Genomic DNA, 19197 nt, shown 5'->3' with positions numbered 1-19197 from the left:
GGGCTTGAGGGACGCTGCGCACGGCCCCTGACCTGCGGGTCAGGGGCCGTTGTGCTCGCACCGCGCTCGCACGAGCGGCGCGAAGTGGCATGCAGCGGGGTGGAGTGAGACGGAGCCCACGAGTGCCCGAACGCCCTCTCACCAGCGGCTTAGCAAGCCACGCGAAGCGGCGTGAAGTGAGGCGGAGCGGGGGAGCCGGTAGGGGTCCAGACTTTTAATCCATTGGTTGTGGGTTCGAGTCCCACACGGCCTACCGCATCAGCCCTCTTCGCAGGGTGCTGACCTGCGGTTTCTGTGCCCCGACCGTCCCCGGACGGCCGGGGCACAGGCGTGTCCGGGGGCGTGCGTGAGCGATGCGTGAGTGGCTGTCCGGTGCCAGTGCGAACGGGCGCCGACACTGGCCAGGCACGGGCGCGGAGCCCGACCGCTACGGCGAGTGGTGGGCGTCCTGCCGTATGGGGCATAGCCTTCGCCGGTGGCCGTAAGACCTGATCACCAGGGCAACCCCGACTCCGCCCGACCGCTCGCGTCCGAGGTGCTGCTCGCCGAGACGAACTGGCGGGAGCTGAGCCACGCACGGGGAGGCGCGGAGGAGATCCCGGCCGTTCTGCGCGCGCTCCTCGACCCCGATCCGGCGACCAGTGCCTGCGCGCTGGAGCAGGGACTGGAGCCCGTGCGTCACCAGAACTCCATCTATGCGGCAACGCTGCCCGCTGCTCTGTATGTCGCGGCAATCCTCCCCGACCCACGAACCGCAGTTGTCGGCAGCTATGTGCTGGAAATGCGGCATCAGCCGAAACGTCAGCAAATACCGCTGCGTGCAGCGCTGCTGGACTGGCTGCACCTGCTGGCCCTGGACGCCGACGACAGTTGTCTGGCAACCGCCGAACAACTCGGCTTCGAAGATCCACACATGGAGGCCTTGCGCGCCCATCGTCCTGCGTTCTTCCACGCCGTGTTCGAACATCTCGCTGACACAAACCAGACCGTCCGCCACGCTGCCCTGGCCGCAGCCACCTCCTTCGCGGAGGACACCGGGCTCATCGGCTACCGCGTAGGCCTTCTCCCCTTTGCGGAGCAACTTCTCGCCACCAGCGCCGACCACCGGTTCAGGACTGCGGCACTCGCCGCTCTCGACAGGTGGGGCGAGGTTCGGGACAACGACCAGGAGGCGGGGCTGCCCACCCGGCTGCCGGCCGACATCCGCGCGGTGTTCGCCGCGTGCGGCGACCCGGAGGCTCTGGCCACCGAGCAGATCCTCGCCGGGCTGAGGGCCGACAGCGAGGCCCCGTGGGGCGAGTACGGCACGGGCGGGCTGACCGCGCGGGCCGTGCAACTGCTGCTCAAGGACTTCGGGATCAGCTCGTCCAACCGCCGCTTCCATGACGGCAGCCAGCGCCGGGGGTTCGCCCGGAACCAGTTCACCGACGCCTGGACCCGCTACTGCCCCCAGCCCGAACAGCCCGCAGCCACCGGCGGGTGACCCTCCTCGACCCGCATCACCCGTCCCGTCGCAGGTCGGCGCGGGACGAATGATGCGCCCGTGACGCGTCGACCCGCAACGCCGCGGTGACTCGTACCTGAGGTGAGCAGGCACGCAGGGGGTGGGACAGGTCGCGTACGGTCCCAGTTGACGCGGGGCGCCGGGCGGGACCGATGGTGGCCGGGGCGGGGGAGCGGCGAGCAAGTTGGGGGGGCAAGGAGTCCTTACCCGGCGGAGCAAGCTGTCGCGTAGGACGATCCTTCGGGCCGTTCTACGCACGTGTCCTCGCCGGGGGACGAGGACAGGGGTACCTGAGCGACGGCGCCCGGGTACAGGGGAAGAAGACGCAGCGCGGCCGTAGAGCAGCTGTTCGACGTGTGATGCCGATGCTCGCTACTCCGGTACCGGCTTTCGCCGGGCCGTCCTCGGCTACAGGTTCGTGCTGAGGGCGTGTGCCAGCGCCATCGCTCGCTCCGCCATCGCCCTTTTCCACGGGGTATGGTCCTGCTCGGCGATCTCCCGCCACAGGGACGCCGTCGCCGTACCGAACGCCGCAAGTGCTTCGGGCGCTGCACTGCGCCATGACGGGAAGCGGCTGGCGAACTCGATCGCGGCCGAGGCCGGGTGTCCGGCGTCCATGAGGCGCAGCGCCAGGGCGCCCGGGTCGATCCATGCCGCGCCGCGTGTCGGCCACGCCCAGTCGATGAGCCGTGCCCGACCTTGGTCGATCAGGACGTTGTCCGGGGCGAAGTCCGTGTGCAGCAGTGCGTCACCGTCGAAGTGCTGCAACGTGCCAGGTGGCGCGTACTGCGTCCACCGGTCCACGGCCTGCTTGATGCCGACGTCGGCCGGTGCCGTGATCCCTTGCAGTTCGGTGAGCGCTACTTCCACGAGGGGCAGGTCTGGGGAGCCGGGCGTGTAGTCGGCGTGTCGGCCGTCGACCACCTCGTAGCCGAGGAGGCTCCAGTTGCCGAGCTCCAGGTGCCAGTACAGGCGCGGGCAGGAGGAGGGTAGGTGCGGGGCCACCGCAGCCTCACGGCGCTGGGCTCTCACCTGGGGATGGTCGGTCGGGATGCCCTTGACGAAGACGGGGCCGCTGTCTGTGTCGAGGACGGAGGCGATGCCGGAGTTCATTCCGCCGGGCGCGGTCATCGCCTGGTGCACAGAGCCGGTCTTGTCGGCGACGGCACGGCGGACGACGGCGGGAAGCTGCTCGAAGGGGATACGGGACATGGACACGACGCGCGGTTCCTTGGCTGCTGGGGAATGGGGGTGCCGCCCCGGCCAGAGTAAGGCCGGAGCGGCACTGTGCACGCTTCGCTGGAGTTAGTACGGCTGGTCGTCGCCCGCCGAGCAGGAGCACTCGGCTCCCTCGGCGGCTTCGTCCAGGTCGGCGACGATCTGGAACTCGTCGTCGCCGATCGCAGCGACGGTCAGAGGCACCGGCAGGATGGCGGTCGGCTCGGCGGGCGGGCGCAAGCCGATGGTGACCGGAACGGGCTGACGCGGCGGGGCCAATGCCGCGGTGGGTGGTGTCATGATCCGTAACCTCCGTGTTGGCAGTAGAGATCTCTGCGGTCCCCCGCCTCCTGGTAGAGCTTGGCCAGCGGTCGGCACGTACGGCACGTGCCGACCTTGGTGCAGCCGGAGCATCCACCGGTGCGGAGTTGTAGGGACTCGGCGATCGCGCCGAGCCGGGGAAGAGCGTCGATGCCCTCGGCGATGAGGTTCACGCTCGGGTCGCGGCCGACCTTGCAGATCGACGCGATCCCGTGCGGGTCGACGTGGAAGAAGGTGTGGCCGGCGTTGCAACCGGTGAAGACGCTCCGGGGCCGCAGGTGCTCGTACGCCTGCGTCGCCAGCGGGTTCGCCTCGCCGTCGATCGTGGGCGACATGCTGCTGTACACCTGGTGTGGGAAGCCGTACGTCTCGGCGAGGCGGACCATGGCGTCGACCTCGTGGGCGTTGTCGTCCGAGACGATCACGTTGAGCCGGATCGGCAGCCCGTCTTCCCGAGCGGCGTCCAAGCCAGCCATGAACCGGCCGAAGGCGCCGCGGTTCTTCGCGACCTTGTCGTACGTTTCGGCGGTCGCGCCGTAGAGGCTCACGGTCAGGCGGTACGGGCGAAGGCGGGCGAACAGCTCCCGGATCGGCGGCTTCCGCAGCGAGCTGCCGTTGGACGAGACCTGGACCATCATGCCGAGCTGGTGGGCGTACTCGTACGCCGCGCCGAACTCGCGGTCGATCAGCGCCTCCCCGCCGGTGATCTGCAACCACAGGACCCCGGCGTCCCGCATCACATGGAGGAGCTGCTGCTTGCCGTCCCAGTCCAGGCCGCCGAAGCGCTTCTGGCCGAGGTAGCAGAACTCGCAGTCGTAGTCGCAGCCGAGGTTGATCTCCCACGACGCCTTGGCGTAGCCCCACCGGGACTGCTCCCGCACGAGGAGGACATCACGGAGACGGGCGCGGGGAAGCTCGGTGCCCCACGCCTTCGCGGCCGCGTCGACCAGCCAGGCAGGGGCCTGCTGGTTGCTTGCGACGGCGCTCCGCAGCTGCTCATAACGGGCTTCGGGGATCCGTACGCCTGCGGCCCGACCGGGCTGGACGAGTAGGTACTGGCCGAGGAAGGGGCTGGCGACGAGGCGTGGTGTCACGGGAGGCTCCAAGTGTCCGGTGGGGTCGTCTGAGTCAGTCCCGGTGGCGGGCGGCCCAGTCGTCGCGGGCGGCGACGAGGGCGGGGCGGATCTTCTGGTCGAGGAGGTCGGCGTGCTCGCGGAGCTTGGCGGCGATCTCGGTGAGCTGGTGGGGGTCGAGTCCGAGGATCCAGCGGCCTTCGGCGAGTTGGAGGTTGGCGACGGGGATGCGCTTACGGGGGTCGGGGTCGTGGGGGTTGCAGTCGATGCTGCCTTCGAGGACCGGCTCGTCCTGGGGGCCGTCCCAGAGGTCGGGTGCGGTGACGGGCATCAACGGCCCCTCGAAGAAGGTGCGGTGGTTGACGAGGGCCAGCCGCTGGGCCAGCTCGTCGGGTGGGACGTCGACCTCGGTGGGGTCGTCCTCGGCCCAGTCGGGCAGGTAGCCCTCGTTGACGGTGCCGTCGGTGGTGGTGAATCGTCCACGTCCCCGGCGTGCTCCAGGGCGGCGGCTGCTCGCGGGCCCCGACCTCGAACCAGACAACCTTCCCGGCGGGGTCCTCGGCGCTGCCCCAGTCCGCGGCGAGCGCGTCGACGAGCAGCAGCCCCCGTCCACCCTCGGCGTCGAGCGAACCGTGCCGCGGCTTCGGCCGGACCGGGCTGGCGTCCGTGACCTCCACTCGCACCCGGGCGCCGGTCCATCGCACGGCCACGACGCACGGGGCTTCGGTGTACCGGATTGCGTTGGTGACGATCTCGCCGGTCAGCAGGCCCAGATCGTCGAACATCGCGTTGGTGAACGGCACGCGCCATCCGCGCACCACGTTGAGCACTTCACGCCGGGCCGCCGTGACAGCCGCCTCGTCTGCCGACACGCGGAAGCCACGGCTGCGGGCACGACACGGGGCGCTCGCGTTCGGCCGGGCTGGGGGAGCAGCGGAGGTCGTCATACCCGGCGCGGTGCTGTGTGACATGTCAGGGAGACCCTTCGGGGATGGGGCGGAGCACGCCGGTGACGGGGTGATGAGAAGAGGCTCCGCCGACCGCCCGCCTGGCGCGAGTGTGTGCGGGGTCCGGCTGCGGGGTCCGCGAACACACACTGTGTGAACGCGGATTGGATACGCTCGGCTGCACTGAGTGATGCGAGGACTACATGGAGCCGAACACACTGCTCGACGCCCTGCTCGATGAAGCCGGCATGTCCCGTGTCGGTCTGGCCGCGCGGGTGAACGCCGCAGGCAGGTCTCGGGGCAGGCAGATGCGCTACGACCACTCCTCGGTGATCCGCTGGCTGCGCGGGCAACGTCCACGCGGTATCGCACCCGACCTGATTTGCGACGTTCTCTCCGCGCGCCTGGGTCGGCCGGTCAGCCTCGACGACATCGGCATGGGCCTTCCCGGGACGGGCGGGCACACCTCGCCGCTCGCGGGTTTCATCGAGCGGTCCACCGCGCTGTGGCGGGGAGACGGGCAGCAGCGCGAGGAACTCGTGCGTGCCCCGCTTCTCACCGGCATGGCCGCGATCGGACCGGTCTGGGAGTGGGAGAACCCGCCGGAGGACTTGGACGTCTCGCGTGCCGGCAGCCTTCACGTGGGACGCGCCGACGTGGAAGTGCTACGCCTCGCCCGTACGCACTACGAGGCGATGTACCGGCAGACGGGCGGCCTCGCCACGCGAGGCCGGGTCGTACGGTTCCTCGCCGAGCACACGGCCCCGCTCGTCAGGGGCGCCTACACCGATGCCACTGGGCGTGAACTCCACCGTGCAGTAGGTGGGTTGGTGGCCGTTGCCGGTATCTGTGCGTACGATTCGGACGCCCAGGGACTCGCTCAGCGCTACTTCCACCAGGCGCTACGCCTTGCCAAGGCGTCCGGTGACCGCGCCTTCGGCGGCTACGTCATAGCGCTGCTGGTCAACCAGGCCGTGTTCGTACGGGATTTCCGGCAGGCAGTGGCCTTCGCCGAGGCCGGTATTCGTACCGCGGGTGCTCACATGTCCCCGGCGCTGGCCACCGACCTGTACGCCATGCAGGCCAAGGCGTTCTCCCGCATGGGGGACCAGGCTGCCGCCCACCGCTGCATGTTGCTCGCCGAATCTGCTGCCGCGCGCATCCGGCCCGCTGACGAGCCGGCCGAGCTGGGTTATGTACAGCCTGGCCTGGTTGAAGCGCAGTTGGCGGAGGCCCTCATCAGCCTGGGTGACTGGGTTCCGGCTCAGACGTATGCCACCGAGGCCGTGCGCGCCCGCGCGCATGCCCGCGGCTCGGTACACCGTCTGGCCACCCTCGCCACGGCCGACCTCGGCCGTGGCAGTCCCGAACAGGCCGCCGTACACAGCCTGGACGCACTGGAACTGGCCAAGGGGCAGGAGTCGCGGCGGCTACGGGACCGCTTCGCCAAACTCCGTGGTCTGCTCGCCGACCACGGCTCTGCGGCCGGTCGCGACGCGGTCGAGCAGATCGACGCCTCCCTTGCACTACCGCTGTGACGGGCACGGCGGCTGTTCGGTGCGATAGCGTCCCAGGCACCGAGGCAGGCGATCAGGTACGGAGCGGGCACGTGTCGGTCTGGAAGAACCACGGCGAGAAGACCGTCTACGAGAATCCGTGGCTCACCCTCAACCTCGCAGATGTCGAACTGCCGGACGGCCGTCACCTCGACCACTACGTCATCCGGCAACGCCCGGTCGCCCTCGCCACTACCGTCAATGCGGCTGGCGAGGCCCTGTTGCTGTGGCGGCACCGGTTCATCACCGACTCGTGGGGCTGGGAGTTGGCCGCCGGGGTCGTCGAGCACGGTGAGGACATCGAAGCCGCAGCCGCTCGCGAAATGCTGGAGGAGACCGGCTGGCGCCCCGGCCCGCTCCAGCATCTGCTGACCGTCGAGCCTTCCAACGGCCTCGCCGACGGCCGCCACCACGTCTACTGGTCCACCACCGCCGAATACGTCGGCCACCCCGAGGACGACTTCGAATCCGACCGCCGGGAGTGGGTCCCGCTGGCCTCCGTCCCGTCCCTTATCGAGCGCGGCGAGATCAGGTCCGCCAATGCGGTGGCCGCGCTTCTCCTGCTGCATCGGATGCACGCCGGAAGGTAGGGAGCCGCCAGGGCGCTGCTCGAATCCGCGGTCTTCGGGACGGAGTTCTAACGCTGTATGCGCGAGCGATGCATGAGCGGATGTGCCGGCACCGGGCGGAACGGTACGGACAGTGCGGCAAACTCGGTCCGTCTGACCTGCGGGTTTCGGATGGCTGCCGACCGTCCACCACCGCCCGGCATGCCCTGGCCTGGACTTTTAATCCATTGGTTGTGGGTTCGAGTCCCACACGGCCTACCGCGTCCGCTCTCCTCGCAGGGGGCTGACCTGCGGGTTTCGCGCCCCGACCGTCCCCGGACGGCCGGGGCACAGCTGTGTTCGGGGGGTGTGCCGCTTTCTACGGGTGCGCGCCGAGGGCACTGGCCAACTCGGCGGCGTGGTCCGCCATCGCCCTTTTCCCTTCGGTGCCGTCCTGTTCGGCGATCTCCCGCCACACGGAAGCCGTCGCCGTAGCGAACGCCGCGAGCGCTTCGGGCGCCGCGTCGCGCCACGACGGGAAGCGGCCGGCGTATCCGATCGCGGCCGAGGCCGGGTGTCCGGCGTTTATAAGGCGCAGCGCGAGGGCACCGGGGTCGATCCACGCGGCCCCGCGTGTCGGCCATGCCCAGTCGACGAGCCGTCCCCGGCCTTCGTCGATCAGGACGTTGTCCGGGGCGACGTCCGTGTGCAGCAGCGCGTCACCGTCGAAGTGCTGAGCCGTGCCCAGGTGGCGCATGGCAGGTGCGGGGCCACCGCGGCCTCACGGTGCTGGGCACTCGCCTGGGGATTGTCAAGGCCACTGTCCGTGTCGAGGACGGATGCGAGGGCGGATTCCATGCCGCCGGGCGCGGTCACCGCCTGGTGCACGGCGCCGGTCCTGTGGGAAACGGCCCGACGGGCTTCGGCGGGAAGCTGCTCGAAGGGGACAGGGGACATGGACACGACGCGCGGTTTCTCGACTGTCGGGGGAGGGGGGTGCCGCCCCGGCCAGGTAACTCGCGGAGCTTCGCGGCGACCTCGGCAAGCTGCTCCGGTCTGAGCCCGAGGCTCCAGCGGCCGTCGGCGAGCTGGAGGTTGACGACGGGGACGCGGCGGCGGGGGGGCGGGTCGCGGGGGTTGCAGCCGATGCTGCCTACGACGACGGGCTCGTCCTGTGGGCCGTCCCAGAGGTCGGGGGCGGTGACGGGCATGAGCGGGCCCTCGAAGGTGCGGTGGTTGACGAGGGTGAGCCCGGGTGGGTTCGCGCGGCGCGACTCTGCGTGCGGGGCGGCTCCGGCATCACCGGGAGTGCGACCGGAACGCGGTACGTCATCACTACATGACTGGACGTGTGCGAGATGTCCCGCCTATTGTTGGGCCGTCTCGTGACGTCTTGAGGTCGATGAATGCCGAATGAGCGCCTGCGTGCCGCGTTGCTCGAACGCGGGCTCACACTTGACGAGTTGGCCAACTCGATCGATGTCGACCCGAAGACCGTCGAGCGGTGGGTGACGACCGGACGCACCCCGTACCGCCGTCACCGGTACGCCGTCGCCGCGCAACTCGGCGTCGACGAGACCTACCTCTGGCCGGACGCACTCACGCCCGACCAGATCGCGGGCGCGTCGGAGAGCGAGATCCTCACCGTCTACCCGCACCGCTGGTCCGTGCCGTCCGATCTGTGGCGGCGCATGTTCGATACCGCGGAGCACGAGATCGGCGTCCTGGTCTACAGCGGGCTGTTCCTGTCCGAGGACGCCGGGACCCACCAGGTCTTCCGCGCCAAGGCGGACGCCGGCGTGCGCGTCCGGATCCTGCTCGGTGACCCGCAGAGCGCGGCCGTGGCCCAGCGTGGCGCGGACGAGGGGCTCGACGACGCCATGGCGGCCAAGATCCGCAACGCCCTGCTGATGTACCGGCCCCTGCAAGGGGTGGAGGGCATCGACTTCCGGCTCCACGACACGATCCTCTACAACTCGATCTACCGCGCGGACGACCAGCTCCTCGTGAACACCCACATCTACGGGTTCAACGCGGCCCAGGCCCCGGTGCTCCACCTGCGGAAGGTGGCCGGGGGCGGCATGGTCAACCACTACCTGGACAGCTTCGAACGGGTCTGGGACCGCGCCCGGGAACTGGACTGACGACGGCAATGGCCACTCGTATCGACTACTTCGACGACCCGCGTGCCCCGAAGGCCAACAGCATCGTGCCTTCTGCCAACGTCATCGTCACCGACGACGAGGGCCGGATCCTGATGATCCGCCGCAGTGACAACGGAAACTGGGCCGTTCCCGGCGGGGCGATGGACATGGGGGAGTCCCTCGCGCAGACCGGGGTGCGCGAGACCCTCGAAGAGACCGGAATCCACTGCGAGATCACCGGCCTCGTCGGGATCTACACCGACCCCCGCCACGTCATCCACTACACCAGCAACGACGAGGTCCGGCAGGAATTCTCGGTCGTCTACACCGCGCGGTACGTCAGCGGTGAACCGACCCCGAGCGACGAGTCCCGGGAAGTGGTCTGGGTGCCCAGGGACGAGGTCGGCGACCTGAAGATGCACCGCTCCATGCGGCAGCGGGTCGAGGCGTACCTCCGGGGCGAAGGGCTGCCCCAGCTTGGACAGTGACTGGGTCAGCGCTGCGGCGGACGTCTTCAGCGCCGTCGGCACGGTAGGCGCTTTCGGCACCGGCTTCGTCCTCCTCCGCCGCGAGCACCGCCGTGACGCCGACCGCGAGGAGGAGGCCCTCCGCGCCCAGGCGGCGCGCGTCAGCGCGTGGGTCGAGGCGTACAGCCGCCCTGACGGTGTACGGGAACTCGCCCTGCACGTCCACAACGCCAGCGACATGCCCATATACGAGGTCGAACTCCCGCTGCCCGCTCCGGTGGGCGAGGAGTCGCGCACCGAATTCATCGGGCTCGTCCCGCCCAGCCAGACGGTCCGCCGTGCCGCGCCCCGCGAATGGCTGCGCTCCTACGTCGAGCCCGAGCCCGTCGAGATCGGTTTCCTCGACAGTGCGGGGCACCAGTGGAGCCGCGACGAACAGGGCAAGCTCGTGCGGGCGAACCGCTGAGCTACGTGCCGAGCAGCTGCTCGATGCGCTGCACTGAGCCCTTGATGTGCGGAGCCGCTTCGGTGATGGACTCGGTGACGACGTCCCCCGGGCCGTACCGCGACAGGATCTCGGCGAGACGCGCGTCGACGTCCGTGGGTTCGCCGACCGGGGTCGTCGTCATGTCGCAGTAGGTCAGGGCGTCGGAGAGCAGGCCGCCCACCGGCGGGAATTCGGCGGCGAGTTCGGCATCAAGGCCGCGGTTGCGGGCTTCGACGTGGGCGCAGGAGTGGTGGGCGACCAGGGCGCACAGGCGCGGGTCGGCGTGCTCGACGTCCCGGAGGTAGCGGGCGCCGTCGAGGGCGTGAAGCCCGGTGTCGACGAGTTTCGGGGCGTAGCCGACGTCGTGCAGCCACGCGGCGCAGGCCAGCAGATCCGCGTCGTCGCCGAGAATGCGGCCGAGGGACTCCGCTTTGCGGCCGACACCCTGGCTGTGCGCCCAGCGACGCGGAAGCGCCTCGGCCAGGAGATCGCCGGCAAGCTGTTGGGCCCACGAAACGGAATGCACGTATCGAGGCTATCGCCGTTGGCCGTCACTTCACGAAGCGGCCTTTGCCGTGCCGCGTCTCGATGAGCCCCGCGGTCTCCAACTCGGTGAGCGCCTGCCGCGCGGTCCAGCGGGAGACACCGTACCGCTCCGTCAGCGTGGCCTCACTGGGGAGCACGTCCCCGTGGTGCAGCTCGCCGCCCTCGATCGCGGCCCGCAGCTCCACCGAGATCCGTCGGAAGGCCGGTGCCGGAGCGCTGCGGGTCTCTCCGGCTGCGGCGACCACGCGCCCCCGGCCTGGCATCGAGACGAGCAGGCCCTCGTTCTCCAGATCGGCGAGCGCACGGCGGATCGTGTTCCGGGCGACGCCGAACTCGGCCCGCAATGCTGCCTCGCTGGGAAGCCGTGCCTCGGACGGGAAGCCACCCTCGGCGATACGGCGACGCAGTACATCCGTGATCGTCTTGTACGCGCCCCACGGCGTCGCGCGCGAGCCCACTCGTCCTCCCTCCTCGTCGGGCGCCCGGCCCGACACTGATCGTCGCCCTGGGGGCGGTCCCAGGCCGACCGGTCGATGGCGCGCCCCGGGTGTCACTGGCCATCGTCGAGCACGGGGCACCCTTCGAGCAGGAGAAGGCCCCCCGCGTGAGCACGACCCCGCGCCGGCCCCAGCTCGGTCGGCGCGGGGCGCTCAGGTGCTGCCCTTACCCGGATACGGCAGCCATCGGTTGGTTGCCAGCAGCAGAGTGCTACGGCTTGGGAAGGCAGTCCGCGGTTCGGGCCCCCGTGAAGCCACACCGTCCCGGGCCGCCCAGCTCTCGCAGGCTCACCGAGAGGCCTCGGCGATGGGGCCGGTCGGCGCATACGGCCCACACCACCTTGCCCGGCCCCTGCCGGGCACTCACACCCCACCGGCCATCGGTGAGGGCGTCCACCAGCGCCAGCCCCCTCCCGGACTCGTCGTCCGCGGAGGCTCGCTGAAGCTCCGGCTTCCACTCGCTCGCGTCGTGGACCTCGATACGGACACCGTGCTCAAGGCGCTCGAAACGCGTCCCGATCCGCCGGCCGTGGGGCGGGCGAGCGTGGTTCACCGCGTTGGTGACCAGCTCGGAAAGCACCAGCTCGGCGGTCTCAGCGAGATGGGCCAGACCCCGTTCGTCGAGGACTCGTGCCAGTGCATGCCGCGTCCTGCCGACGGTGCGTGCGCTCCGTGGCCAGGTCTTCAGCACAGGGGTTGGGACGTCGTTGCTGTTCGGCTCCGGGGCAGTCGTCATCGCTCTGCCCTCGTCCGTCCGATCGGGTGATGGACAGGCTCGTGCACGTCATCGCCTCTCACGCGGTGGCCATGCCCCCGGACCGGTCGCACGGTCGCGGGGGTCTCTCGCAAGAGGTTGGACGTGACGTCTCGGCACGGACACCACGTCTTGAGGGACGTCTAGGGATTTCTTGGCTACGCTGAAGCCGTCCACACCCCGAACAAGGGGGAAGCGTGAACGACGCGCTCCGCCGTGCCCTCATCTCCGCCGGCCTCGACTTCGCCGACGTCGCGGCGCGCCTCGGCGTCGATCCGAAGACCGTCGAGCAGTGGTGCGCGGGCCGCACGCCCTACGCACGCAACCGTGCCGCGCTGGCCGAACTCGTCGGCCGCGCCGAGCGTGAACTGTGGCCCGGCGTCGGCCACATGCGTCCCCGTATTCAGCCCGGCGGCGAGATCGTGTCGATCTACCCGCACCGCTGGGCGGTCCCCCGTGAGACGTGGCTCCGCCATTTCTCAAGCGCGGAGCACGAGATCGGCATCCTCGCCTACAGTGCGCTGTTCCTCATCGAGGACCCGGGAATCCTGCGCACCCTGGCGGACAAGGCACGGGCAGGCGTCAAGGTCCGCCTCCTGCTCGGCGACCCGGACAGCCCCGAAGTCGCAGAGCGAGGCGAGTCCGAGGGCATCGGCGACGCCATGTCGGCCCGCATCCGCAACGCTCTCGCGTTGCTCCCGCCGCTGACAGGGCTGCCCACGGTCGAGATCCGCGTCCACCGCACGGCGCTCTACAACTCCATCTACCGCTCCGACGACGATCTCCTCGTCAATCCCCACATCTATGGCCAGCCCGCCGAGACCGCGCCAGTCCTCCACGCGCGCCTGATGAAAGCCGGCATGCTCGCCGCCACTTACCTGGAAAGCTTCGAAGGAGTCTGGAACGTGGCCCTGGGTTCGGAGCCTTGAGGCTAGCCGCGCGGAACCAAGGCGCGCGGATGACGGAGCGGGTGGCGGCTGCCGGAAGGGGGCCGGTGGGCGTCGGGGGTGGGGGCCGTGGGCCGGTCCGTTGTCACAGGGGGCTCGTATGGTGCGTCGCAGTGCGATGGGGCGAATTCTGAGGTGCCGTTCATGGGGACCAGCTACGAGGGCGTGCTCGTGGTGGCCGGAGTCGGGCCGGTGCGCACGGCGCTGGCCGAGGCCGGCGTGCGGGCGATCGTCGCCCCCGTCGGGGTGGGGCGCACCGCGATACTGCCGCGCGAGGGCGCGCACAATGTCGCGGACGTCGACGAATTGGGGTGCCACCTCAGCGGCACCTGCGGGTTCGACGTGCTGGTCCACAGTGTGTACGACTCCGACCTGCTGAGTTTGTACGTCTACCGCGGCGGGGAGTGCGTTCACGAATACCACTCGGACACGGCTTTCCTGGGAACCGCTTTCGAGGACGACGACGGCGAGATGAAGCTCTTGTCGGAGGGTGTCCTCCACGATCTCGACGACCCGGCTCTTCCGAGCGGTCCCCGCGGCGCCGAGCCCGACGTCTTCGCGCCTTTCGGCACCGGGGACGTGGACCTGGACCGGCTCGGCGGGCTGCTCAGGGGGTGAGGGTCTGGACGAGGACGAGCAGGTGTTCGCCGAGGCGCGCCACTGGGCTGTCGCGGAGGCGCTGAACCTTCGGCCCGCCGCGCTGACCACGGCGTACCGTCATGCCCAGGTGGGCGACCACCCGGACGTCGTGGCGGTCTGACGCCTGCGCGTCCGGCTCCGCGCCGGCCGCGGCCCAGGCCCGGTACGGCTCCGGAGCCGGCCACGACCGGCGCGGAGCGGCGCGGTGGCGGAGGCGCTCCCGGTCCGGTGGGGGCGCCCGTGCGGGACGGCGGGTGCCGCCTCGCGCGGTGAAGGGTCAGTCCCCGGGGGCCGTCGGGTCCCACAGCCCCGCGGCCGTGCCGCGGGCGACGTGTTCGGCGTAGACGCCGACCTTGCGGGCGATGACGGAGCGGCACTCCTCCAGGGCGCGGATCTGGTCCTCGACGCGGCGCTGGTGCGTGTCGAGGAGCCGCAGCCGCTCGGGCTCGTTGCCCGGGCCCTGCCGCACCAGCTCGGCGAACCGTTTCAGTTCGCCGAGGGGCATCCCGGACTCGCGCAGCCGGACGCAGATGTCCAGCCAGTCGACGTCGGTGGGGCTGTAACGGCGGCGGCCGCCCGCGGTGCGGTGGACGGGGCCGACGAGCAGGCCCTCGCGCTCGTAGAAGCGCAGGGCGTGGACGCTCAGACCGGTGCGGTCGGCGACCTCGCCGATGCCGAGTGATTCGGTGGGGGTTTCGATCGTCGCCATGGGATCACCCTAGGACTTGATCTAGACCTTCCTCTAGATCGTAGCGTTCCCGGCATGAGCACTCGGACCGCTACCGCACAGCATCCCCTCAACTCCCCGTTCTCCGCTGCCTCCACCGCCGAGGAGGTCATGGCCGGGATCGACCTCTCCGGCAGGACCGCCGTCGTCACCGGCGGCTACGCCGGCCTCGGCCTGGAGACCACCCGGGCCCTCGTGGGCGCCGGCGCCCGGGTCATCGTTCCCGCGCGCCGGCCCGAAGCCGCCCGGGAGGCACTCGCCGGGCTCGGAGGGGCCCCCTGCGAGATCGTCCCCATGGACCTCACCGACCTCGGCAGTGTCCGCGCCGCCGCCGCGCGCATCCGGGAGTCGGCCGGGCGGCTGGATCTCCTCATGGCGGTCGCCGGGGTGATGGCCACACCGGAGCAGCGCGTCGGGCCCGGCTGGGAGTACCAGCTGGCCGCCAACCACTTCGGGCACTTCGCCCTGGTGAGCGAGCTGTATCCGCTCCTGCGCGGGGCGCAGGGCGCACGCGTCGTGGTCTACAGCTCCGGCGGCCACGGCATCACCGACTTCCGCTGGCACGACCCGCACTTCCGTACCGGCTACGACCGCTGGCAGGCGTACGGGCAGGCCAAGACGGCCAACGCACTGTTCGCCGTCCACCTGGACGCCCTCGGCCGCGGCGACGGGGTCCGGGCGTTCGCCCTCCACCCCGGGAAGATCATCACCGGCCTCCAGCGGGAGCTGACGCGCCGTGAGCAGGTGGAGCTGGGATGGGTGGACGAGGACGGCACCGTGATCGGCGAGGGCTTCAAGAGCCCCTCGCAGGGCGCCGCCACCGGCCTGTGGGCGGCAACCTCCCCTCTGCTGGCCGGACTCGGCGGGCTCTACCTGGAGGACTGCGAGGTGGCACGGGTCACGGACGAGGACGGGCCGATGGACGACGGCTGGGTCCGCGGCTACGCCGTCGACCAGGCCTCGGCCGCGCGGCTGTGGGAGCTCTCCGTCGCGGCAACGGGGGCCGGGCCGCTCGGCTGACGTGACGCCGCGCCGGCCGCCGGCGCCTCCGGGCGGCGGCCGCCCTGCGGGGCACCGCGGGCCCGCGGTGCCGTCAGCCCCACCTCCCGGGCGTGGACCGCGGCGGCGTCAGCCCCCCATGTCCCCGGCGTGGCCCGCGGCGCCGTCAGCCGCCCACGTCCCCGGCGTGGCCCGCGGCGCCGTCAGCCCCCCACCTCCCGGGCGTGGCCCGGGGCGCCGTCAGCCGCCCACGTCCCCGGCGTGGTCCGGGGCGCCGTCAGCCCCCCACCTCCCCGGCGTGGTCCGGGGGGCGGCGGCGCGGGCCCGCCCCCCCCGGCCGGGCGGCCGGCTCCCGGCCGGGGTCAGTACCAGAGGGTGAGTCCGACCGCGCCGGCGCCCGTGCGGGCGGCGTGGCGCAGTACCCGGAGCGGGCCGTCGATCAGCTCGTCGATGTCGCAGTTCGGGTCGTCCGCCGTCTCGTCCAGCCACAGCCGGATCCGGGCGGCCGTGCGGCTCCGGCGTGGCGGGGAGAGGACGAGCGCCCGTTCGGCCGCGGGGAGCGCGGCCCGTACGCTGGCGGCGTCGCACAGGAACTGCCCGCAGCAGCCCGGGAGCCCGAACACCGCGTCGGGGCCGAGCCCCCACAGGAGCGCGGCCGCGCCGTCGCCCCTGGGCACGGCGGAGCAGAAGAGGCCGTCGCCCTCCTGCTGCGGTACGGCGCGCAGCAGGTGTTCCTGGAGCTCGTCCGCCTCGGCCGCACCGGTGCGGGCCCTGTCGACCGCGTCGGCGAAACGCGCGATGTCGCCGCCGGTGAGCGGGCTGTGCGACGGCTGCCCGGGCGTGCCGTCACGCGTTCCCGCGGGAGGCGCGCCGTCACGCGTCCCCGCGGGTCCGAACCGCTCGCGCCACCGCCTCGCGCCGGCGGGGGGCTCCGGCCACACCCCGTGGGCGCGTGCCGCGTCCGGGAACCGGCGGTGCGCCTCCTCGACGGCACCGTCCGCCACGGCGCCGACCACCCAGACCCCCATCACGCTCATCCGTGCTCTTCCCGCCGCTCGTGACCGACGGGGAAAAGGTAGTGGCGCGGCCGGGCGGCCGTCCCCGCTCCGGCCCGAACGGGCGGGCGCGGGCCGGGCGCGGTGATCTCTGCCGGCGGCCGTGAGCGCGGTGGGGACGACGTCGGGGGGTGGGCCCGTACGGGTGGATCAGCTCCCCGCCTGGAGGCGGAGGCCCGCCAGGGTGAGGTCGAGGGCGGCGCGGAACTGGTCGAGGTCGTCGTGGCCGTCGAACTCGTCGACGATCTCGTGGACGAAGGGGTATTCCGCGGGATCGAGCTCGCGCCAGGTCTGGGCGTAGCGGCCGAGGTACTCCTCGCGGGTCGTGGCGCCGTTGAGGACTTCCTGCGGGGGCTCCTGGCCCATGTCGACGGCGCTGCCGACGACGACTCCGACGACCGCGGAGACGGCGTGGAAGCGCTGGCGGGCGGTGAGGTCGAGGCGGAGGGTCTGGCGGCCGAGCTCCTCGTAGAGGCGCAGGGAGTTGCCCTGGACGTCGGTGTTGCGCATGAAGTACGCGCCGAGCCAGGGGCGGTCCACGATCGCGTCGAAGAGCGTGAGAGCCATCGCGCGCAGGTCGTCGACGGGGTCGTCGCCGGCCGGGAGCTTCTGGATGTCGGTCAGCACCTGGCCGATCACGTGGTCGGTGGCCCGGTCGAGCAGCTCCTCCTTGTTCGCGACGTACCAGTAGATGCTGGCGACGCCGCCGCCGAGGCGCTGGGCGAGGGCGCGGAAGGTCAGGGCGTGCGCACCGGCCTCGTCGAGGAGGGCCACCGCCTCGGTGAGGACGGCCTCCATCGAGTGCGACGCCCGCCGGCGTCCGTCGACCGAACGGTTCTGCAGGCGTGCCATGGCTCACATCCCAACCTGTCTTGCGTCGTATCGAACGTTGTTCTATCGTACCGTATCGTACGCTGTTCGATACCCGAACGGTGTTCGATAGGAGGACGCCATGACCACCGCCACGCTCGAAACCTCCCCGTCCCGCACCTACCCGTCCCTGCGCGCGGCGTGGATCCCGCTGGCAGCCCTCTGCCTGGCCTTCTTCGTCGAGATGGTCGACAACACCCTGCTGTCGATCGCACTGCCCACCATCGGCCGCGACCTCGGCAGCGGGACGACCGCGCTGCAGTGGGTCACCGGGGCGTATTCGCTGACCTTCGGCGGCCTGCTGCTCACGGCCGGGTCGACGGCCGACAGATTCGGCCGCCGCCGGGTGCTGCTGACCGGACTCGCCGTCTTCGGCTCGCTCAGCCTGTGCGTGGTGCTCGTCAGCACGGCGGGTGAGCTGATCGCCCTGCGGGCCGCGCTCGGCGTGGCCGCCGCGGCGATGGCGCCGATCACGAACTCGCTGGTCTTCCGGCTGTTCGACGACAAGGCGCTGCGGATGCGCGCGATGACGGTGATGATCGTCGTCGGCATGTCCGGCTTCGTCCTCGGGCCGCTGCTCGGCGGCACCGCGCTGGCGCACGTGCGCTGGGAGTGGCTGCTCGTCGTGAACGCCCCGATCGCGCTGCTCGCGTGCATCGGCGTACGGCTCGGGGTCCCGGCCGACCGGCGGGAGGACCTGACCGAGGACCGGCTCGACCTGCCGGGTGCCGCCCTGAGCGTCACCGCCATCGGGCTCGCCTGCTACTCGCTGACCAGCGGCGTCGACCACGGCTGGCTCTCCGCGCCCACCCTCGCGTCGATCGCCGGCGCCCTCGTGGCCGGCTTCGCGTTCGTACGGCACGAGCGGCGCAGCCCGGCGCCCATGCTCGACCTGCGCCTGTTCTCCAGCGGCACCGTCCGCGGCGCCGCCCTCGCGCAGACGGGGACGGCCATCGCGATGGCCAGCGTGATGTTCGGGCTCATCCTGCACTTCCAGTACGCGTACGGATGGAGCCCGGTACGGGCCGGCCTGGCGAACCTGCCGATCATCGTGACGATGATCGTCGCGACCCCGCTGTCCGAGGGGCTCGCGCGCCGCTTCGGCCACCGTGTCGCCTGCCTGGTCGGCGCGGCCTGCCTGGCCGGCTCGCTGGCGGGTCTGGCCTGGGGGGTCTACCACGGCTACCTCGCCATCGCCGTCTGCATGGTGGTGATGACGGTGGGGCTGCGCACCGTGATGACGATCTGCGCGGTCGCGCTGGTCGACGCGATGCCCGGCAACCGCACCTCCATCGCGGCGGCGCTCAACGACACCGCCCAGGAGGTCGGCACCAGCGTCGGCACCGCCGTCGTCGGCACCCTGATCGCCGCGCTGGTCACCAACGAGCTCCCGGCCGGGGTCTGGAGCAGCGGCCTCGTCTCGTCCTTCTTCCACGGGGAGCGGATCTCCTACGCCGTGCTCGCCGCCGTCGTCGGCCTGGTCGCCACGCTCGGCGCGCTGACCCTCACCGACTCGCACTCGACCGACGAGCACGGCGGCGAGGAGGCGGAGGCGGAGGCCGGGGGCGGGACCGGCGGGGAAGCTGCCGCGGAGGTGGTCGGGGAGGCCGCGGGGGAGCGCGTCTGACCGGCCCCTTCCGTCGCTCGGGTGCGCCGGCGGCCCGCTTTTCCCAGGGCTTTGCGGAATTCGCCGGCCACCGAATATCTGTCGACAAATCGGCTCGGTAACACCGCCGGAGCAAAATGCGTCCGTGACGTTTGATTTCGCCGCGGGGTGTGCGGGCAGGGGCAACACCCCGTGTTTGCGACTGTACAGAAAGCGGGTTTGCGGGGCATAATCGCCGCCTGGGCCAACTGGCCCCGGATCACAGGACTTTTCGGCGGCGAGACGCCTCGCA

The 19197-nt window shown here is 71.3% G+C and carries 22 protein-coding genes and 1 pseudogene; 10 read left to right on the top strand and 13 right to left on the bottom strand.

The features are described 5' to 3' along the window. The first annotated feature begins 475 nt into the window (after positions 1–475). Positions 476–1483 (top strand): DUF3631 domain-containing protein, encoded by a 1008-nt coding sequence (locus tag ACH4SE_RS00115; RefSeq protein WP_398540965.1) that lies wholly within the window; start codon positions 476–478, stop codon positions 1481–1483. Positions 1484–1912: 429 nt separating this feature from the next. Here the strand turns inward: ACH4SE_RS00115 and ACH4SE_RS00110 are convergent, their stop codons facing one another. The 5 genes and pseudogenes from ACH4SE_RS00110 to ACH4SE_RS00090 all read right to left on the bottom strand — a co-directional run. Beyond that, the gene (locus tag ACH4SE_RS00110; RefSeq protein ID WP_398541600.1) at positions 1913–2716 is read right to left on the bottom strand and encodes an aminoglycoside phosphotransferase; all 804 of its coding nucleotides are present in this window, start codon (positions 2714–2716) and stop codon (positions 1913–1915) included. Positions 2717–2809: 93 nt separating this feature from the next. Continuing rightward, the gene (locus ACH4SE_RS00105) at positions 2810–3022 is read right to left on the bottom strand and encodes a hypothetical protein (RefSeq protein ID WP_398540964.1); all 213 of its coding nucleotides are present in this window, start codon (positions 3020–3022) and stop codon (positions 2810–2812) included. After that, on the bottom strand, positions 3019–4137 hold the full coding sequence (locus ACH4SE_RS00100) for a radical SAM protein (protein WP_398540963.1): 1119 nt from the start codon (positions 4135–4137) through the stop codon (positions 3019–3021). The genes ACH4SE_RS00105 and ACH4SE_RS00100 overlap by 4 nt, the downstream gene beginning before the upstream one ends. Positions 4138–4171: 34 nt before the next feature. Continuing rightward, positions 4172–4657, bottom strand: coding sequence for a DUF6907 domain-containing protein (locus tag ACH4SE_RS00095; protein WP_398540962.1), 486 nt, complete (start codon positions 4655–4657; stop codon positions 4172–4174). A 49-nt stretch (positions 4658–4706) separates the two neighbouring features. Continuing rightward, positions 4707–5063, bottom strand: a pseudogene (locus ACH4SE_RS00090) (ATP-binding protein); the annotation flags it as partial. A 203-nt stretch (positions 5064–5266) separates the two neighbouring features. Here ACH4SE_RS00090 and ACH4SE_RS00085 point away from each other — a divergent pair. Together ACH4SE_RS00085 and ACH4SE_RS00080 are read left to right on the top strand one after the other, a co-directional pair. Then, positions 5267–6601 (top strand): transcriptional regulator, encoded by a 1335-nt coding sequence (locus ACH4SE_RS00085; RefSeq protein ID WP_398540961.1) that lies wholly within the window; start codon positions 5267–5269, stop codon positions 6599–6601. Positions 6602–6672: 71 nt separating this feature from the next. Next, positions 6673–7209, top strand: coding sequence for an NUDIX hydrolase (locus ACH4SE_RS00080; RefSeq protein WP_398540960.1), 537 nt, complete (start codon positions 6673–6675; stop codon positions 7207–7209). Between the two features lie 337 nt (positions 7210–7546). On the opposite strand, the gene ACH4SE_RS00075 is transcribed toward ACH4SE_RS00080, so the two are convergent. Next, entirely contained in the window at positions 7547–7924 is a 378-nt protein-coding gene (locus ACH4SE_RS00075) for a hypothetical protein (RefSeq protein WP_398540959.1), read from the bottom strand. Between the two features lie 115 nt (positions 7925–8039). Beyond that, positions 8040–8378 carry a DUF6907 domain-containing protein gene (locus ACH4SE_RS00070; protein ID WP_398540958.1) on the bottom strand — a complete coding sequence of 113 codons (339 nt, stop codon included), beginning with the start codon at positions 8376–8378 and terminating at the stop codon, positions 8040–8042. Between the two features lie 195 nt (positions 8379–8573). Here ACH4SE_RS00070 and ACH4SE_RS00065 point away from each other — a divergent pair, with 195 nt between their 5' ends. The 3 genes from ACH4SE_RS00065 to ACH4SE_RS00055 are packed head-to-tail and all read left to right on the top strand — an operon-like array spanning position 8574 to position 10244. Then, on the top strand, positions 8574–9311 hold the full coding sequence (locus ACH4SE_RS00065; protein WP_398540957.1) for an XRE family transcriptional regulator: 738 nt from the start codon (positions 8574–8576) through the stop codon (positions 9309–9311). Positions 9312–9319: 8 nt separating this feature from the next. Continuing rightward, entirely contained in the window at positions 9320–9799 is a 480-nt protein-coding gene (locus tag ACH4SE_RS00060) for an NUDIX domain-containing protein (protein ID WP_398540956.1), read from the top strand. Then, a complete protein-coding gene (locus ACH4SE_RS00055; RefSeq protein WP_398540955.1) occupies positions 9789–10244 on the top strand; it encodes a hypothetical protein in 456 nt (151 codons plus the stop codon). The genes ACH4SE_RS00060 and ACH4SE_RS00055 overlap by 11 nt, the downstream gene beginning before the upstream one ends. Position 10245: 1 nt before the next feature. Here the strand turns inward: ACH4SE_RS00055 and ACH4SE_RS00050 are convergent, their stop codons facing one another. From ACH4SE_RS00050 to ACH4SE_RS00040, 3 genes are all read right to left on the bottom strand, one after another. Next, complete coding sequence (locus ACH4SE_RS00050) at positions 10246–10791, bottom strand: HD domain-containing protein (protein WP_398540954.1); 546 nt, start codon at positions 10789–10791, stop codon at positions 10246–10248. A 25-nt stretch (positions 10792–10816) separates the two neighbouring features. Next, positions 10817–11269, bottom strand: a complete 453-nt coding sequence (locus ACH4SE_RS00045) for a GntR family transcriptional regulator (RefSeq protein ID WP_398540953.1) — start codon at positions 11267–11269, stop codon at positions 10817–10819. Positions 11270–11519: 250 nt separating this feature from the next. Further along, positions 11520–12044, bottom strand: a complete 525-nt coding sequence (locus tag ACH4SE_RS00040; RefSeq protein ID WP_398540952.1) for an ATP-binding protein — start codon at positions 12042–12044, stop codon at positions 11520–11522. 215 nt (positions 12045–12259) lie between these two features. On the opposite strand from ACH4SE_RS00040, the gene ACH4SE_RS00035 reads away from it, so the two are divergent. Both ACH4SE_RS00035 and ACH4SE_RS00030 read left to right on the top strand, forming a co-directional pair. Continuing rightward, positions 12260–12991 carry an XRE family transcriptional regulator gene (locus ACH4SE_RS00035; protein WP_398540951.1) on the top strand — a complete coding sequence of 244 codons (732 nt, stop codon included), beginning with the start codon at positions 12260–12262 and terminating at the stop codon, positions 12989–12991. A 162-nt stretch (positions 12992–13153) separates the two neighbouring features. After that, positions 13154–13627, top strand: a complete 474-nt coding sequence (locus ACH4SE_RS00030) for a hypothetical protein (protein WP_398540950.1) — start codon at positions 13154–13156, stop codon at positions 13625–13627. Positions 13628–13925: 298 nt separating this feature from the next. On the opposite strand, the gene ACH4SE_RS00025 is transcribed toward ACH4SE_RS00030, so the two are convergent. Next, a complete protein-coding gene (locus ACH4SE_RS00025; protein WP_398540949.1) occupies positions 13926–14357 on the bottom strand; it encodes a MerR family transcriptional regulator in 432 nt (143 codons plus the stop codon). A 54-nt stretch (positions 14358–14411) separates the two neighbouring features. Here ACH4SE_RS00025 and ACH4SE_RS00020 point away from each other — a divergent pair, with 54 nt between their 5' ends. After that, positions 14412–15395 (top strand): oxidoreductase, encoded by a 984-nt coding sequence (locus ACH4SE_RS00020; protein WP_398540948.1) that lies wholly within the window; start codon positions 14412–14414, stop codon positions 15393–15395. A 341-nt stretch (positions 15396–15736) separates the two neighbouring features. Here ACH4SE_RS00020 and ACH4SE_RS00015 read toward each other — a convergent pair whose 3' ends face one another. Then, positions 15737–16411: a hypothetical protein gene (locus tag ACH4SE_RS00015; RefSeq protein ID WP_398540947.1), complete on the bottom strand. Its 675-nt coding sequence runs from the start codon at positions 16409–16411 to the stop codon at positions 15737–15739. 168 nt (positions 16412–16579) lie between these two features. Further along, positions 16580–17227, bottom strand: coding sequence for a TetR/AcrR family transcriptional regulator (locus ACH4SE_RS00010; protein ID WP_398541599.1), 648 nt, complete (start codon positions 17225–17227; stop codon positions 16580–16582). A 154-nt stretch (positions 17228–17381) separates the two neighbouring features. Here ACH4SE_RS00010 and ACH4SE_RS00005 point away from each other — a divergent pair, with 154 nt between their 5' ends. After that, on the top strand, positions 17382–18926 hold the full coding sequence (locus ACH4SE_RS00005) for an MFS transporter (RefSeq protein ID WP_398540946.1): 1545 nt from the start codon (positions 17382–17384) through the stop codon (positions 18924–18926). The last annotated feature ends 271 nt before the right edge of the window (positions 18927–19197 follow it).

Origin of the sequence: Streptomyces sp. NPDC020983 (genome assembly GCF_044333485.1) — a bacterium.
In the GTDB taxonomy this organism is placed as follows: domain Bacteria; phylum Actinomycetota; class Actinomycetes; order Streptomycetales; family Streptomycetaceae; genus Actinacidiphila.
The sequence above is the reverse complement of the archived record's forward strand: the minus strand, read 5'-3'. Positions and strand labels throughout refer to the sequence as shown.

Excerpts from the sequence above, each read along its gene's own strand:
- ACH4SE_RS00110 (WP_398541600.1), bottom strand. The coding sequence starts at position 2,716 with ATGTCCCGTATCCCCTTCGAGCAGCTTCCCGCCGTCGTCCGCCGTGCC.
- ACH4SE_RS00010 (WP_398541599.1), bottom strand. The coding sequence starts at position 17,227 with ATGGAGGCCGTCCTCACCGAGGCGGTGGCCCTCCTCGACGAGGCCGGT.
- ACH4SE_RS00105 (WP_398540964.1), bottom strand. The coding sequence starts at position 3,022 with ATGACACCACCCACCGCGGCATTGGCCCCGCCGCGTCAGCCCGTTCCG.
- ACH4SE_RS00025 (WP_398540949.1), bottom strand. The coding sequence starts at position 14,357 with ATGGCGACGATCGAAACCCCCACCGAATCACTCGGCATCGGCGAGGTC.
- ACH4SE_RS00030 (WP_398540950.1), top strand. The coding sequence starts at position 13,154 with ATGGGGACCAGCTACGAGGGCGTGCTCGTGGTGGCCGGAGTCGGGCCG.
- ACH4SE_RS00040 (WP_398540952.1), bottom strand. The coding sequence starts at position 12,044 with ATGACGACTGCCCCGGAGCCGAACAGCAACGACGTCCCAACCCCTGTG.
- ACH4SE_RS00060 (WP_398540956.1), top strand. The coding sequence starts at position 9,320 with ATGGCCACTCGTATCGACTACTTCGACGACCCGCGTGCCCCGAAGGCC.
- ACH4SE_RS00075 (WP_398540959.1), bottom strand. The coding sequence starts at position 7,924 with ATGCGCCACCTGGGCACGGCTCAGCACTTCGACGGTGACGCGCTGCTG.
- ACH4SE_RS00065 (WP_398540957.1), top strand. The coding sequence starts at position 8,574 with ATGCCGAATGAGCGCCTGCGTGCCGCGTTGCTCGAACGCGGGCTCACA.
- ACH4SE_RS00020 (WP_398540948.1), top strand. The coding sequence starts at position 14,412 with ATGAGCACTCGGACCGCTACCGCACAGCATCCCCTCAACTCCCCGTTC.
- ACH4SE_RS00070 (WP_398540958.1), bottom strand. The coding sequence starts at position 8,378 with ATGCCCGTCACCGCCCCCGACCTCTGGGACGGCCCACAGGACGAGCCC.
- ACH4SE_RS00005 (WP_398540946.1), top strand. The coding sequence starts at position 17,382 with ATGACCACCGCCACGCTCGAAACCTCCCCGTCCCGCACCTACCCGTCC.
- ACH4SE_RS00085 (WP_398540961.1), top strand. The coding sequence starts at position 5,267 with ATGGAGCCGAACACACTGCTCGACGCCCTGCTCGATGAAGCCGGCATG.
- ACH4SE_RS00015 (WP_398540947.1), bottom strand. The coding sequence starts at position 16,411 with ATGAGCGTGATGGGGGTCTGGGTGGTCGGCGCCGTGGCGGACGGTGCC.